The 15,202-nt window shown below is 70.3% G+C and carries 14 protein-coding genes and 1 pseudogene; 5 read left to right on the forward strand and 10 right to left on the reverse strand.

Annotated features, from left to right (window positions below):
- Positions 1-181: 181 nt before the first annotated feature.
- Complete coding sequence (locus ACWEK3_RS20710; RefSeq protein WP_453250280.1) at positions 182-376, reverse strand: hypothetical protein; 195 nt, start codon at positions 374-376, stop codon at positions 182-184.
- A 277-nt stretch (positions 377-653) separates the two neighbouring features.
- Between ACWEK3_RS20710 and ACWEK3_RS20715 the strand changes: the two genes are divergently transcribed.
- Positions 654-2,987, forward strand: a complete 2,334-nt coding sequence (locus ACWEK3_RS20715; RefSeq protein WP_453250281.1) for a metallophosphoesterase — start codon at positions 654-656, stop codon at positions 2,985-2,987.
- Positions 2,988-3,602: 615 nt separating this feature from the next.
- A pseudogene (locus tag ACWEK3_RS20720) lies at positions 3,603-3,713 on the forward strand (IS5/IS1182 family transposase); the annotation flags it as partial.
- Between the two features lie 78 nt (positions 3,714-3,791).
- Here the strand turns inward: ACWEK3_RS20720 and ACWEK3_RS20725 are convergent.
- Genes ACWEK3_RS20725 through ACWEK3_RS20750 form a run of 6 tightly spaced genes read right to left on the reverse strand, consistent with a single transcriptional unit; the run spans position 3,792 to position 8,375 of the window.
- On the reverse strand, positions 3,792-4,742 hold the full coding sequence (locus ACWEK3_RS20725) for a PDR/VanB family oxidoreductase (protein ID WP_453250282.1): 951 nt from the start codon (positions 4,740-4,742) through the stop codon (positions 3,792-3,794).
- A gap of 6 nt (positions 4,743-4,748) precedes the next feature.
- Positions 4,749-5,786, reverse strand: a complete 1,038-nt coding sequence (locus ACWEK3_RS20730) for a Rieske 2Fe-2S domain-containing protein (RefSeq protein ID WP_450540159.1) — start codon at positions 5,784-5,786, stop codon at positions 4,749-4,751.
- Between the two features lie 54 nt (positions 5,787-5,840).
- Positions 5,841-6,638: an SDR family NAD(P)-dependent oxidoreductase gene (locus ACWEK3_RS20735; RefSeq protein WP_453250283.1), complete on the reverse strand. Its 798-nt coding sequence runs from the start codon at positions 6,636-6,638 to the stop codon at positions 5,841-5,843.
- Positions 6,635-7,057: a VOC family protein gene (locus ACWEK3_RS20740; RefSeq protein WP_450540155.1), complete on the reverse strand. Its 423-nt coding sequence runs from the start codon at positions 7,055-7,057 to the stop codon at positions 6,635-6,637. Before ACWEK3_RS20740 ends, ACWEK3_RS20735 begins: the two co-directional genes overlap by 4 nt.
- A 35-nt stretch (positions 7,058-7,092) precedes the next feature.
- Positions 7,093-8,187 (reverse strand): C45 family autoproteolytic acyltransferase/hydolase, encoded by a 1,095-nt coding sequence (locus tag ACWEK3_RS20745; protein ID WP_453250284.1) that lies wholly within the window; start codon positions 8,185-8,187, stop codon positions 7,093-7,095.
- Complete coding sequence (locus ACWEK3_RS20750; RefSeq protein ID WP_450540152.1) at positions 8,160-8,375, reverse strand: hypothetical protein; 216 nt, start codon at positions 8,373-8,375, stop codon at positions 8,160-8,162. The genes ACWEK3_RS20745 and ACWEK3_RS20750 overlap by 28 nt, the downstream gene beginning before the upstream one ends.
- A gap of 236 nt (positions 8,376-8,611) precedes the next feature.
- Between ACWEK3_RS20750 and ACWEK3_RS20755 the strand changes: the two genes are divergently transcribed.
- Entirely contained in the window at positions 8,612-9,103 is a 492-nt protein-coding gene (locus tag ACWEK3_RS20755; RefSeq protein WP_450540150.1) for an Lrp/AsnC family transcriptional regulator, read from the forward strand.
- A 61-nt stretch (positions 9,104-9,164) separates the two neighbouring features.
- On the opposite strand, the gene ACWEK3_RS20760 is transcribed toward ACWEK3_RS20755, so the two are convergent.
- The 3 genes from ACWEK3_RS20760 to ACWEK3_RS20770 form a co-directional block, all read right to left on the reverse strand.
- Positions 9,165-10,637 (reverse strand): APC family permease, encoded by a 1,473-nt coding sequence (locus tag ACWEK3_RS20760; RefSeq protein WP_453250285.1) that lies wholly within the window; start codon positions 10,635-10,637, stop codon positions 9,165-9,167.
- A 158-nt stretch (positions 10,638-10,795) separates the two neighbouring features.
- On the reverse strand, positions 10,796-10,939 hold the full coding sequence (locus ACWEK3_RS20765; protein WP_450540146.1) for a hypothetical protein: 144 nt from the start codon (positions 10,937-10,939) through the stop codon (positions 10,796-10,798).
- A gap of 268 nt (positions 10,940-11,207) precedes the next feature.
- A complete protein-coding gene (locus tag ACWEK3_RS20770) occupies positions 11,208-12,995 on the reverse strand; it encodes an ABC transporter substrate-binding protein (RefSeq protein WP_453250286.1) in 1,788 nt (595 codons plus the stop codon).
- A 115-nt stretch (positions 12,996-13,110) separates the two neighbouring features.
- Here ACWEK3_RS20770 and ACWEK3_RS20775 point away from each other — a divergent pair, with 115 nt between their 5' ends.
- Together ACWEK3_RS20775 and ACWEK3_RS20780 are read left to right on the forward strand one after the other, a co-directional pair.
- Positions 13,111-13,899, forward strand: a complete 789-nt coding sequence (locus tag ACWEK3_RS20775; protein ID WP_450540142.1) for a polysaccharide deacetylase family protein — start codon at positions 13,111-13,113, stop codon at positions 13,897-13,899.
- 58 nt (positions 13,900-13,957) lie between these two features.
- Positions 13,958-15,202 (forward strand): C45 family autoproteolytic acyltransferase/hydolase, encoded by a 1,245-nt coding sequence (locus ACWEK3_RS20780; RefSeq protein WP_453250287.1) that lies wholly within the window; start codon positions 13,958-13,960, stop codon positions 15,200-15,202.

Here is a 15,202-nt window from a genome sequence, read left to right on the forward strand (position 1 = left end):
TCCCGTCGGCCTTGGCCCGGTCCGTCAGTTGGCTGATCAACTGGTCGTCCAGCGCGTCAGGCTTCAGGCCCGTCGGCTCACTTCCTCCACGGCCTCAGCCGACATGGACACGTCTGTCATCAGGTGTTGTTCGAAGATCCACCGTTGACCGGGCTCTGTTACGTAGTCGGTGGTGACGCACCTACTGCGCGGCAACCCCGAAGCACGCCGCGTAGTTCGTCAGCCAGGCCAAATGGCGAGGACGAAGGCCCTGCTTGGCGAGGGTGGCGAGGGCGTTGGCGATGACACCGGTGGAGCGGTTGATCATACGGGTGATCCTGGTGGTGGTGAAGGCTTCGCCGGGGTGGGCGTTGAGGTGGTCGATCTGTTCGGTCATACAGCATGGCGACCGGCACCTGTGGCCTGTGTCGAGCCCTCAAGAAGATCGCGGGCCGCCTTGCCTGTTCGCATCTCGTTCGTTGCGCGGACACGGGCGCGGCATAGCGTGCCGCGGGGCCGACGCCCCGCAGGGCAGCTAGGAACAGGACAGAAAAGTGACAAGAGCCAGCAGAGGAATCGCCACAGCGGCAGCAGCGGCTGCCGCTGTGCTCGTCTCGGTGGTAACCCCAGCAGCGCACGCTGCTGGGCCAGGCTTGGAGCGGATCACGCCGGCAGTGGATCCCACCAAGCCGGTGCAGGACGAGATGGTGCTCGCCGTGATCGGCGACTACGGCGGCTGCGGCGTGGACCGCACCTGCGCCGAGGAGAACCAGGTCGCCGGCATGGTGCACTCGTGGAATCCGCAGTACATCCTCACCACCGGCGACAACACCTACCAGCAGGGCCTTCCCCAGGAGGTCGTGAAGGCCCAGGCGCCGTACAAGTCCGACATCGACGCCGGCAAGTTCTTCCCGATCATGGGAAACCACGACTACGGCAACGGCTGCAGCCCGGAAAGCGTGCAGCCCAGCGTGGACTACTTCAAGGTGCCGGTGGCGTACGTGGCCGGCTTCGGCAACGGGCTCCTCGACTTCGTCAATCCCGACGCCAACTGCAACCAGTCGTCGGGCACCTCGACGCCGCCGATCTACGACCCGTACAAGAACACCGTCATCGGCAGCAGCGCCGAATGGGTCGTCACCGGTGGCCACCAGCCGATCTACTCGTCCGGCAAGGCCGGCAACAACATGGACCGGTCCTGGGAGATGATGCCTGGGGTCGACCTCATTCTCGCCGGCCATGACCACCACGCCGAGCACATCGTCACCGCAGACGGTTACAACATCGCCATCAGCGGCAACGGCGGAGCTGGGCTCACCCCGCTGTTCAGCACCGCGCCCGGCAGCCAGTTCCGTGACGCCGAGCACTTCGGTGCGATGCGGCTCACCGTCACCAAGGAGTCCCTGAAGGCCGAGTACATCTCGCTCGGGGGCACAGTCGACTACTTCTTCGTGCTGAAGAAGGATGCCCAGGGCAAGGCGTACGTGGCCGAGCGCTCCGACTGGGTCGACCCTCACCCGGGCTCCGGACAGGTCCCGGCCCCCAACAAGCCCACCGTCCTGTTCGACGTCGACAGCGGCAAGAGCGACGGGCTGACTTACCACGACTATGAGGATGGTCCCTTCCTCGAGACCGAGGTCGGCGGCCGGAAGGCGCTGGTGCTGCAGAAGAACCCCTTCGGCGGCGCCAACCAGCTCTACCTGTCGGTCGACGACGCCGCGATCTTGGGCGGACCGTACAAGGCCAAGGTCACGATCAGCTACCGCTCCCCGGCCGCCGGATCGTTCCTCCTGCAGTACGACTCCGCCGACGCAGGTTCGGCGTACCAGAAGTCGACGCCGGTGACCATCGGCGCCGACCAGGTCGACCAGTGGCTGACCGCGACCATCGAACTCCCCGACGCCCGGTTCGCCAATAGGCAGAACGGCGGCGCCGACCTGCGCCTGTCGGCGCCCGGAAACCTTCCGCTAGCGGTCTCCGCCGCGAGGGTCGACGTGGTCCCTCCCGCCCCGGCCGTCGACCACGTGTCGATGGACTTCTCCGGCGAACCCGACGGGCTCGACTGGATCCCCTATGAGAGCGGACCGGCACACGAGATCACCGTCGGCGGACGGCGCGCTCTGCAGGTGGACCGGAACACCTTCAACAGCGGCAACAACCTCTACCTGGGCGTGAACGACGCCTTCATCCATGGAGGCCCGTACGACGCGAAGGCGACCATCGAGTACCGCTCCCCGGTGGCCGGTTCCTTCGTTCTGCAGTACGACTCCGCGGCCACCGGATCGGCGTACCAGAGCACGCCACGGGTGCAGATCACGCCGGAGATGGTGAACACGTGGCAGACGGTGAAACTCGACCTGCCCCAGGCCATGTTCCGCAACCGTCAGAACGGCAACGCCGACATGCGCATCGTCGGTGCGAACAACCTGCCCTTCATCATCGGGTCGATGAGGATCGACCTGGCCGGTAGCCAGGCTCAGGCGCTGAAGGCCGCCCAAGACGCGGTCGCCGCCGCCGAGGCCGCTCCGTCGGCCGAGACCGTCAAGACCGCGGAAGAAGCGGTCGCCAAGCTCCGTGACCGTGCGGACGCCGACCCACTGACCGCGCGGCTCGCCGTCGTGCGGCACATCGTGCAGGCGCAGGAGTTGCTGGCGGGGATCGTCTCCGCCGACCTCAGCACCCAGGCCTCCATCGACGGCGCCGTCGCCGACCTCGCCGAGGCACGGACGATCATCGGCAAGCTGCCCGCCGACCGCCGCGGCGATCTACCCGCCGACGCGGCCGCGGCGCAGCGCCGTCTCGCCGACGCCATCAAGGCGTTCTTCGACGGCCTGCAGGCCGGCAAGCCGGACCGCATCGCCCGCCCGTGGCTGGACGTGCTGATCGCGGACACCTATGAGCGGACCGGCAAGGACGACCTGCAGGGTGAGGTGATACGGATCGTCAACCGTCACGCCACCGGTGCCGAGGTCGAGGCGGCCGTCAAGGAATTCCTCGCCAACCGGTGAGTTCCCGGCCCGCGGTCCCGGATCCGCGAGCATTTCGGTGAGCGTCCCAGGGCTGAGCAGCGCGCTCTCGGGGACCGCCCGGAGCCACCGTCGCCGAGGTTGGCCCGGCGCGGCAGCCGAACACCCACCAGGCAACCGTCACCCGCGGTCCACGGAAGGGCACCGGATTCCGGTGCTCTTCCTGCCGATGAGGTCATCGGCGCCCTCCAGGCCGCAGCCTCTCGGCGCTGACCCCGACGCGCCGACGTTACCCAGGAGACCAGGTCATGAGACGGGAGCGGGGCCTTTTGGCAGATCTTGCAGTCGGAGTGGCCCTTGCGCGGCCACGACCGTATCGGTAGAGGTCAACTCCCCCCTCGGGCACAAACAGTGGCAAGGGCCTGACCTTACGGTCGAGGCCCTCGTTGCGTGTTCGTAGATGATGGTGATGCCCAGGGCTCCGTAGAGGGGCCCTTTCCTGTCGGCATCGGCGGTGTGGATGCGTTGTGCGAGGTCTCCAAGACTCTCGGTGATCTCGCGGATCTGTCGCGTGTCGAGTTTCTTCCGCGCCGCCTCTTTGTCTTGTCGTTGATCGGCTGGGTGACGACGAGGGGGTCGGCTCCGGCTTCGAGGGCCATCGCCGATGCCACCGGCATCCCGCTGGCCGCCACCCTGACCGGCGGCAACCGTAACGACGTCACGCAGTTGATCCCGCTCCTCCAGGCCGTGCCGCGCGCGGCTGGCCGGTCCAGCACGGTCAGTTCCGGCCACTGCTCCCGCCACCGCGTCGGCTGGAGTCGCCGCCGAAGGGGGAGGGGCTGGCGTTCACAGGTCGAGGATCAGGCGTTCGCCCCGGCAGCGGGAGACGCAGATGAGCATGGTGCGGCCGGTGGCCTGCTCCTCGGGGGTGAGGAGGTCGTCGCGGTGGTCGGGGGTGCCGTCGAGGACGGTGGTCTCGCAGGTGCCGCAGATCCCGGCCTCGCAGGAGGAGGGGGCGTCCGCGCCGGCGTCCCGGACCGCGTCCAGCACCGTGGTGCCGACGGGTACGGTCACGCTCAGCCCGCTGCGGGCCAGTTCGACCTCGAAGGCGTGGTCGCCGTCGGCCGGGACCGGGGCCGGGTCGGGTGGGGTGAACCGCTCGGTGTGGACCGGGCCGGCGTGCAGTGCGCGCACGGCGTCGAGTAGCCCGCCGGGGCCGCAGGCGTACACCGTGGCGCCGGGCTGTCCGCCCAGGAACGCGGCCAGGTCGGGGCGGCCGGCCTCGTCCTCGGGGACGACGGTGACCTGCGCCGGGGGGAGTTCGTCGAGGAAGGCCATGGTGGCGCGGGAGCGTCCGCCGTACAGCATCCGCCAGGGCCTGCCGAGTGTGGTCAGGCGGCGGGCGATCGGCAGCAGCGGGGTGATCCCGATGCCCCCGGCCACCAGTAGGTACTCCTCCGCGTCGATCAGCGGGAAGTGGTTGCGCGGGGCGGAGACCGGCAGCGTCAGGCCGGTGCGGGCCGTGTCGTGGACGGCGGCCGACCCTCCGCGCCCGTCGGGTACGCGCAGCACGGCGATCCGGTAGTGCGTGAGGTCGTCGGGGTCGGAGCACAGGGAGTACTGCCGGACCAGGCCGGGGTCCACGTGGACGTCCACGTGGGCCCCCGGGGTCCAGGGCGGCAGGCAGGCACCGGCGGGGTCGGCCAGGGTCAGGGCGAGCACGCCGTCGGCGGTGGACTCGGCCCGGGTCACCCGCAGCGGGCGGGTGCCGGGCGGGGCGGGGTCAGTGCGGCTCATGGCGGTTCAGTTCCGTGCGGGGGTGTGCTCTCCGGCGAGCACGCGTTCGGTACGGTTCATCAGCTCGCCGAAGGCACGCCGGTAGTTGAGCGTGAACAGGTCGGCGGGAACGGAGAACTCGGGCACTTCGGCGTCCCAGGGGACCTCGCGGGGCTGGAGGTTCTCGACCACCGGCATGTCCTCCAGGTAGACCATCTCCTCCACGCGCAGGCACTCCTCCAGGGAGTCGCCCTTGAAGTCGCGCTCGTTGGCCACCCCCCAGAAGATCCTGACCTGCTCGTAGGAGACGGGGGAGGGGAATCCGGCGACCACCCGCAGCCCGGCCTGCTCGTAGTGGTAGCTGATGCTCGCGAAGCCGGGCGCGCTGCAGTGGTACGACATCAGGCAGTCGCCCTGGGCCGCCCAGTCACCGGAACTCGCGTCGAGCCTCCGCTCCATGAAGACGTCCACTCCGTCGCGGCGGACCTCCAGCGGCTCGACCACCTCAGGGGTCGGGCCCATGGAGACCTTGTGGACGAAGGGGAAGTGCGCCACATCGCGGAAGTTCTCGATCGCCGCGGCGACCCCGGTGGGCGAGTCGAGCGGGTCGGCGGCCAGCCACACCAGATCGCGGTCCCGCCACTCGGCGGGGTCGTACAGCTCGACGACCGGCTCCTCCAGCACCGTCCAGACGTGCCCGAAGCGCTCCACCGCCGGGTAGGCGCGGATCGCGGCCTTCGGCGGGATACGGTTCTGGTCGGCCAGGGACGGCACCCGGGTGCAGGTGCCGTCGGCGCCGTCGAACTCCCATCCGTGGTAGGGGCAGCCGATCGACCCGTTGTTCACGACGCCCTGGGACAGGTCCGCACCACGGTGCGGACAGCGGCGGGCGGTCACCCGGGCGGTACCCGAACCGTCGCGGAAGACCACCAGCCGCTCGCCGAGCAGTACGGCCGGCTGTGGGGTTTCGAGGTCGGCGGACCGGGCCACCGGGAACCAGGAGTGGCGCATCGCGCGCTCTGCCTGGTCGCGTTTGGTCGGGTGGGCTGTGGTGGGATTGGACATGGAATCCTCGATTCGTGAGCAGTGATGCTGGGCGCGGGTGGCTGGGACGCCCGCTCAGATGCCGACGAGCAGAGCGCCACCGTTCACGGGGATGGTCTGGCCGGTGATGAAGGCGCCGGTGTCGGCGGCCAGGAAGGCCACCGTCTCGGCGATCTCCCACGGCCGGCCCAGCCGGCCGATCGGCACGGCCGCGACCTCGGCGTCATGGTTCTCCGGCGGGACCATGCGGGTGGCCACCGCGCCGGGCGCGACCGCGTTGACCATGATCCGCTCCGCCACGAACTCCTTGGCCAGCGTCTTCATCAGACCGAGCTGGGCGGCCTTGGACACCATGTAGCCGTAGCTGTGGCCGTCGGGCACCTGGCCCCACTGCGAGGAGACGAACACCACGCGCGCGGCCCCGCTGCGCCGCAGATACGGCAGCGCGGCGCGGGTCAGGTACAGCGGTGCCCGGACGTTGACGGCCAGCAGCCGTTCGAAGTCCTCGTCGTCGGTGTCGGCCAGGCCGGTCATGGCGAACATCAGACCGGCGTTGTGGACCAGGATGTCGAGTCCGCCCAGCTCGGCGGCGGCCGACTCGATCAGGGCCTCGGCGGCGGCGCGGTCGGTGATGTCGGCGGTGAACACGTGGGCCCGGCCGCCGGCCTGCGCGACCTCGGCGGCGGTGACCGCCAGCTCGGCCCCGTCCAGGTCGACCAGGGCCAGTCGGGCGCCGCGGGCCGCCAGGGCGAGCGCATGGGCGCGGCCCATGCCCCGGGCGGCGCCGGTGATCAGCGCCGTCCGGTCGGTCAGGTCGCGGGCGCCGGCGGGAGCGGCGGCACCGGGCGTGCCGGGTGAGGACGTGCCGGTCACGCTGCGGCTCCCTTGTGGGGCTCGGTGACGTAGAGCATGTTGCCGTCCGGGTCGTAGAACGGGCGGTAGCGGTACCAGACGCCGCTGGGGTGCTTCCACTCGATCTGCTCGTCGGTGACCCAGGCGACCTTGCCGTCCAGTTCGGTGACGGCCTCGTCCAGGTCGTCCACCTCGAAGGCGAAGGAGTCGAGTCCGGGCGGGTTCTCGGGGTTGACCTCGGTACGGCGCGGGGTGTGCTCGCCGACCTCGGACTTGAAGAGGTACAGGGTGACGTTGCCGAAGTCGATCGCCGCCCACTCCTCCTCGGCCACGTACGGGAGCATGAAGGGCAGGCCCAGGACGCCGTGGTAGAAGTCGACGAGCCGCTGCACGTCGTGGGTGAGGATGTCCATGTTGTCGAGGCGCTTCAGTCGCAGCACGAGGAGCACTCCTTAAAGGTGTTGCCGTCCGGCTTTCAAGGTGTGTCGCCGGTGGGATTTCCGGGTGTGGGGTGCCCGCAGGGCGGGCCGGGTACGGCGCGCAGGGCGCGCGCGGCGAGGTCGATACGGACGCAGGCCAGGGTCTGGAATTCGAAGGGACCGCCGGAGTGCACGCACACCCCGCCGGTGTGGTCGGCCAGCGCGGCCAGAGCCTCCGCCTCTGTCAGGTCGCCGCCGCGGCCGTGCAGCCGGCGGCGCAGCACCTCGTAGCGCACCAGGGTGTCGGGGTCGGTGGCCGGTTCGGTATCGCCGTCGGCGGCGGGGCGGGTCAGGAAGTGGTTGGTGTGCAGCAGCAGTCCGTCCGGGTCGGGCAGCACATGGCCGGTGCCGCCGGGCCACAGCTCGGACGAGATCGCGGTTTTGCCGGCGCTGAGCGCTCCGACCACAGTGATCGTGGTGGACGCGGACACCCCGGCGGAGCCGATGATCTTCAGCGCCTCGGTGACCGTGTCGGTCTCGTCCAGCAGACGGCGGCTGACCACATGCACCGGCACACCCATCCCGGCGCCGTCGCGCCGGTGGTGGAGGATGTTGAACAGGCAGCCCACCCCGCGGTCGTTGACGCCGATCTTGCCGACGACGCCGAACTCGGTGAGCGTCCGGGTGCGGCGGCCGTCACGGTGCGGGATCTCCCACTCCAGCCAGTTGTCGGCCAGCCCGGCGTACCAGTCCCAGTTCTGCGCGGCGATCGCTTCCTCGTCCGGTCCGCCCAGCGCCACGAGCGTGGTGCACTCGCCAGGCCCGCTGCCGTCGCGGTGCGCGAGTATCTCGGTCCGGGCGTTCAGCGCGGCGACCCGGTCGACCGGCAGCGCGGCCCCCTCGGCGATGCCGTGGATCTCGTCCGCCAGGGCCGGCGCCCAGGTGCCGATCCGGGTCAGCGCCAGGGCGCCGTGCCCGTCCGGGTCGGGGACTTCGGCGCGGGCGAACAGGTCGCGGTAGTTCTCGGCGGTCGCGCGCACCCGTTCGCGCCAGGTCTCGCCGAACTCACGGCCGCGCTCGCGCGGGTGCGTCACGGTGGAGGTGAACCGGGTGTGGGCGGCGCTCATCGCGGACTCGGCAGCAGCGGGCACACGGTGGAGACCATGTGCCGGCGCTCGGGGCGGGCCGGGGTGCACTCCGCCGGCCAGGAGGCGTACGGCTGCCCGGGGGCTGCGGTGCCGCCGCCGGTGTCGATGGTCCTCGGCATACCCCGGACCACTTTGTACCGGCCCTCGGGCCGGGTGGTCGGCCGGCGGGCGCGGGAGCCTTGATGAGGCATCGGGACGACCCTCCTTCTCTGTTGGAAAGAGATGCGCGATGCGCATTACATGCGATCTTTTTCTGCGCATCGCCAAGTGAACGTCACTATATGGCGCGCATTGCGTAAACGCAAGAGGTTGACGTGCGTGAAATGCGGATGTTGGTAACGGCTGCTGCGCATATCGGCGCGGTGAACTAGCTGCGGCTACGCGATGCGTGGTCACGGCCCCTCGCCGGACTCCCTAGGATCGGCACATGACCGAACTGGACGACCTGGACCACGCGATCATCACCGCCCTCGAACAGGACGGCCGCCGCGCCTTCCGCGAGATCGCCCGCTCGCTCGGCGTGTCCGAGGGCACCGTGCGCGCCCGCTTCCGGCGCCTGGAGGAGGCCGGCGTACTCAAGATCGCCGCCTTCGCCGACCCCGGACGGTTCCGCGCCGGCCGCCTGGCCCTGCTGTTCCTGCGTGTCGCCCCGGAACACCACGAGGCCGTGGTCGCCGCACTGTGCGCCCGCTCCGAGATCAGCTACGTCTCGACCATGCTCGGCCGCGTCGATGTCTTCGCCCAGGTACTGGTCGCCGACGACAACGAGCTGTGGACCTTCCTCCAGCGCGAGGTCCGCCCCCTGGAGGGTGTCCTGGAGACCGAGGCTGTCCTTGAGGTCGCCGTGCACAAGCTCTGGTTCAACGGCCGCCCGCCCGCCGCGGCGGCGCCGCGGCCGGAGGGCGCAGCGGAGGGCTGAGCGGACGGCCGCGCCCCTTTGCTTCCCGGCCCCGCACGGACTCCGCCGCCGAGGTCCGTGCTTACGCCGACTTGGCCACGGGGTGCTCCTCGGTGAGTCCCCGCTCCACGGCCGCCGCCGGCTCGCGCCAGACGAACTTCTGGCCGTCCTGGACGACACGGCGGTAGGTGAACAGGACCACCGAGACCGACAGGACGATGACGCCGATCACCAGCTCCTTGGTGCTCCCGTAGCCGGTGATGCTGGCACTGAGGGCGCCCACCACCAGCAGCACCGCGTCCACGATGGCCAGCACGGCGGCCACATAGACCCACTGCCTGCCCAGCTTGATGGGCCGCGCGGCGTTCGGCTCGTCGCGCCGCAGGTTGAGGAACCCGGTGAGCGACAGCACATGGCAGAGGATGTAGCCGAGGATGCCGGCGACGATGACGGCGAGGGCCTCGCCGACGAAGAGGATCAGGATGACGTTGACGACGAGGTCCAGCGACATCGCCCGGCCCGGCACCTTGTGGCGGTTCAGCTCGCCGAGCTGCTTGATGGTGAGCCCTTCGAGGGCGCTGCCGTGCAGCACGCGGCCACCGTCGGCGGTGGTCATGACCATGAGCAGCATCAGGCCGGCGATGAGGCAGATCGTCATGATGACGTCGCCGCCGGGGAAGAGCCGCTGGAAGGCGTCGAGGTAGAAGGAGACGGGGTCCGCGGCGACCTTCGCCTGGTCCACCATGCCGCCGACGCCGAAGGGCACCAGGAGGTAGACGGCGACGACGAAGATGCCCGCGAGGCGCAGCGCGATCCGGCTGTCGCGGACGGTGTCGCGGAACTCGGGGACGAACGACGCCACGGCCTCGATCCCGTAGACGGACCAGGCGAGCACGAACATCCAGGCGATGGCCGTACGCCACCCCGGCGCCCCGCTCGCCGCCAGGTCCCAGTGCATGTTGCTCAGCGACCAGTCGCCGGAGAACAGCGGCACGAAGGTGAAGACGACGATGGGGATGAGCACCAGCGCGCCGGTGGCGTACATGATCCACATCGCTGGCCGCATACCGAGCACGTTGAGCAGCCAGCCGAGCACGAGCACGCCCAGCGCGACGATGTGCGGGAAGCCGATGTCGGCGAGCCCCGTCGAGAACGTCCACGTCTGGTGCGGGAACCACTCGGCCTGCACCAGTCTGCCGATCTGCAGGCCGTAGATGGCGAGCGAGCTCGACCAGGCGAACCAGTACCCGTAGGTGGCGAGCGGGCCGACCAGCGTCGAGCGGGTGCGCCAGCCCTGGTGCGCATACATCGAGATGCCGCCCACCTTGTTGTGGAACATGCTGGCCATCTCGGAGTAGATGAAGTTCTGCAGACAGGCGATGACCGCGACCCCTCCCAGCAGCGCCAGTGCGGTCCAGGCGCCGACGGAACCGATGGCGTACCCCATGCCGACGAACAGGGCGGCGGGGATGGAGAGGCTGATCGTGAAGCCGTCCCACCATCGCAAGGTCTTCTCATAGGCGTGGTCGGCGACGTTTCCGTCATGAGCGCTCATGGCACCAGATCTCCTTGATTGAGCCGTTCCCGGCGCGAAGAGGGGTACTCGCATTGCGCAGCGGATGCACGAGGAGTGCCACGCTGTCGCTCAGTGCGCCAAGCTAATGCTGTGATTCGCGTAGTACAATGGGTCACGCAAGACTGATTGCGCAGAAGTTACTCGCCTCGGTCGGCGAACGGGATCCGCTCCCACTCGGCCCGTCCGGGCGCGCCCAGGCAGAAGGCCGCGGCCGGCTCGTCGGCCAGCGAGTAGAGGACCGACGCGAAGGTCTCGCTCGACCGCCGCTCGGTGGGACGCATGGCGAGCGGAGTGGGGGCGAACAGGCGCGCGGTGCCTCCGGTACCCCGGATGCGAGGACGCGCAGTACGGCCTGGGAGCCGTCCATGAAGGCCGGCAGGTCCATGTTCTGGGCGAGCAGAGTCCGGCCGCCGGTCGCTCGGGCCGGCAACCAGGTCGACGGCCTCGTGGCGGTGCGCCGAACCCTTGCGCATCCCCTTCGACGTCCTGTCTCGTACGTCCTCATACGTTCTCGTACGCCCCGGGTCCCAGGGCCGCCCGGGGGACGGCTCAGCCGGACGGCAGGTGCAGCCGGCTCATCGAGCCGAAGTCCGGCGGGCTCAGCACCACCGAGCGCCCGTTCTGGATCTGCGACGTGATCAGGGGCTGCCCCAGCGTCGGATCCGAGGTGCCGTCCGGGAAGCTCAGCGGGGACTGCCCGCCGTCGGCGAAGCTGTAGATGCCGTTGAGCCCGCGGTGGACGTCCTCGCGCAGCGCCCGGCACGTCCCCGCGGGCACCGTCCCGCCGTTGCGGGCCCAGGCCCAGGCGAGCAACTGCACCTGGTCGAAAGCCGCACTGGCCTGTGTGGGCCCCGGCTCGACGCCGTACCGCAGCAGGTAGTTGCGCTGGAACCGTGTCGCCGTCACCGAGTCCGTCCGCGAGGTCGTCGAACTCCACACCGCGCCGTCGGCCAGCGGCCCCAGCAGGTTCCTGAAGCGGGGTAGCGACGCGGCGTAGACGTAGTGCACAAGGCCCGGGAAACCGGACTCGTGCAGCAGCCGGTGCAGCACCGCGATCTCGTCCGGAACGAAGTGCGCCACCAGTACCAGATCGGGAGACGCGCCCGTGATCTGCTCGACCACCCGCCCCCAGTCGACCCGGCGGACCGGGACCGTCGACCGCAGCGCCACCGACCAGCCGACCGACGCCAGTGACTCACCCAGGCCGCTGTCCGCGATGCGCGCGCTCGGGCTGTCCATCTCGACCACGGCGACCGTCCGGCTGCGCGCGGAGTACGAGCGGTGGTGCTCCAGCCCGCGGACGAACCGCACGAACGCCGACGCGTAGTACTTCTCCGACGGGCACGTCTGGAACACCATCCAGTAGCGCAGCGGATCCGACCGCACCAACTCCGCGTGCCGCTCGAAGGTGTCGAGGTGCAGGAACGGCCTGCCGTAGTCGGCGGCCATCTCCAGCAGGAACGGGTTCTCCGCGCTCAAGTAGTTGCTGGTGACCGCGTCCACCTCGGCCGCGACCAGCCGGTTCATCGCCGTCCGCACGGCGTCGGGATCGTCGATGTCGCAGTCCTCCACGACATGCTCGACCCTGCGCCCGCCGATCCCGCCGGCCGCGTTGATCTCCTCCACCGCGAGCGCCGTCCCGCGCAGATGCTCCTCACCGTCTTCGGCGGCGCTGCCGGAGAGCGACACCAGGCTCCCCAGCAGAATCGGCTTCCGGGCGGACGCCGGCGCCGGGGCCCACATGCGTTCGGGGTCCGTGCGGAACATCGTGGCGAACCTCTCGACCCCGACCACGGCCACCTGTGCCACGTCCTCGACCCCGCCCGGCATCGGCAGCGCCAGCAGATTGCTGTCCACCGCCAGTGCCGCCAGACCCGCGCGGCTGCGCTGACCCAGCTTCTGCAGCAGTCGCTCCACCTGGGTCGAGACGGTGCGGGGCCGGGTGCCGAGCCGCTCAGCGGCCTCGGTGTTGGTCAACCCGACCGCGACGAGCGTGAGCACGTCGATCTCGCGCCGGGTCAGGCCCCGTGCCGAACGCACCTCACCCGTGCTCACCAGGGCGTGGTCCTGCTGGTCCCCCCGCGCCCGGTGCCGTTCCATCCGCACATCCAGCCAGAGCCCGTCGGCCCGGTAGACGAACTGCACCTCGGGCCGGTTGAGCAGCAGGAACCCCCGCGCGTACAGCACCAGCCGCTCGGGCGGCACCGCGCCGCGCAGGACCACGGTCCGGCCGAGGTGGTCGGCGGTGAACTCGCCGGGACCGGACGGGGCGGCACCCGACGGATCGTGCCCCCGCAGACCTTGGCCCGGCCTGCCGGGCACAGGGCTCGCAGTCATCGCCGGAGCATACGTCAAATGACGCATGTCGTTCCCGGCAGGTGGCGTGAAACTGCCGTCTCAGCGTCGGCAGCGTCGTCAGCCGCATCGATCAGTCGCATCGAGGAGAGCGCTTATGTTCACCTGGCCCGAGGGGCACCGGTTCGGAGCCACGATCAGCTTCGACTTCGACGCCGAGGAGGTGTGGATCGGCGAGAACCCCCGGAACGCCGACCGCCCCGGAGTGCTGTCCCAGGGCGCGTACGGTCCCAGGGTGGCCGTGCCGCTCCTTCTGGAACTGCTCGACCGGCACTCGATCACCGCGACGTTCTTCTGCTGCGGCCGGGACGCCGAACGCCACCCCGAGTCGATCCGGGCGATCCTGGCCGCCGGGCACGAGGTCGCACACCACGGACTCACCCACACCTCGCCGACGGAGCTGTCCGCCGCCGAGGAGCGCCGGGAGCTGCGCGAGGGGCTGGCGATCCTGCGCTCCACGGGCGCGACGGTGACGGGCTACCGCTCCCCGTCCTGGGACTTCAGCGCCAACACCCTGGACCTCCTGGTGGAGCACGGTTTCGAGTACAGCTCGAACCTGCTCGACCACATCGTTCCCTACCGGCACGCAGCCCACGACCTCGTCGAGGTGCCCGTCTCCTGGATCCTCGACGACGCCCCGCACTTCTGGTTCGCCAACGACACCTGGAACAAGACCATCCGCTCCCCGCGCGAGGTCCTCGACGTTTGGCGTCCGGAGATCTCCGGTATCGCGGCATTGGGCGGCCACGTCATGCTCACGATGCACCCGATGATCATCGGACGCCCCTCGCGGCTGGCCATGCTCGACACGGTCCTGACTCAACTCGCCGAGGAAGGTGCCTGGTTCGGCACCGCCCATGAGACCGCCCGCCTCGCCCGCGCCTGACCATCCGCCGCCCAGCCCGAGCGACCACGTCGGCGAACCCGCGACCGAAGGAATCCCCATGCACGACACCCCCGCACCTGCCTTTCCGCGGATCCGTGTCCGCGGCACCGCGCGGGAGCGCGGCGTGCAGTACGGGGCACGGGCCCGGCCTCAGGTCCACTCCGCCCGGGACGGGTACGAGCGCTCCTTCGCCGAGCAGGGCCTGTCCTGGCCCGAGGCCGTCGCCTTCGCCCGGCGCCACCTTCCGGCGGTCACGACGGCGTACCCCGAGCTGGTCGAGGAGATGGCGGGCATCGCCGAGGGCGCCGGTCTGCCCTTCGAGGACATCTTCACGATCAACTGCCGCACGGAGATCCTGTGGTGGGCGCAGACGGACGGGCCCGCCCCGGCCGACGCGGCCCACGGGCGGGCCGAGGCCCCGGCCGGCAGAGGCCCCGGGGAGTGCACCTCCTTCGCGTTGGCTCCGCACCGCACCGCGGACGGCGTCACCCTGGTCGCACAGAACTGGGACTGGCTGGTGCACGGCGTCGACTCCGTGGTGGTGCTGGAGGTGGAGCGCGAGGACGGACCGAACTTCGTCACCCTCGTCGAGGCCGGGCTCCTGGCGAAGACCACCCTCAACGCCCACGGGGTCGGCATCGCGCTCAACACCCTGATCAGCTCCCGTGACGACGGCTCGCCCGGCATTCCCTTCCATGTGCTGATCCGCGCGCTCGCCGACTGCCGGCACGTCCACGACGCGGTCGGGATCCTCGCGGAGCACCGACGGGCCTCCTCCGGCAACTACCTGGTCGGCGCGGCGGGCGGGGCCATTCTCGACATCGAGTGCCTGCCCGGCGGCCCCGAGGGGGTACTGCCGGTCGTGGCCGAGAACGGCGTGCTCACCCACACCAACCACTTCCTGTCCGCCCTCCCCGCCATCCACGGCCACGACCTGGCCGTGCGGGCGATGCCCGACAGCTATGTGCGGCTCGGCCGGATCCGCGATCTGGTCCCCGGCCCCGGCCCGGAGCCGGTGACGCTCGACGCCCTGGACGCGGCGCTGCGCGACCACACCGACGCACCGAGTTCCATCTGCTGCCACCCCGACGAACGCTCCGCCCCGGCGTCGCGGTGGACCACCGTCATGTCGGTGGTCATGGACCTCGAACAGCGTGCGCTCCACCTGAGCGAGGGCAACCCCTGCGCGACTCCCCGCCTGCGCGTCGACTACGCCGACCTCCTGCGCGACCCCACCGACCGTACCGACCGTACGGTCCCCGCCCGGACCCGGACCCAGCCCCAGTACGTGGCCCAGGCCTGA

The sequence above is a fragment of the Streptomyces sp. NPDC004721 genome (assembly GCF_053601495.1).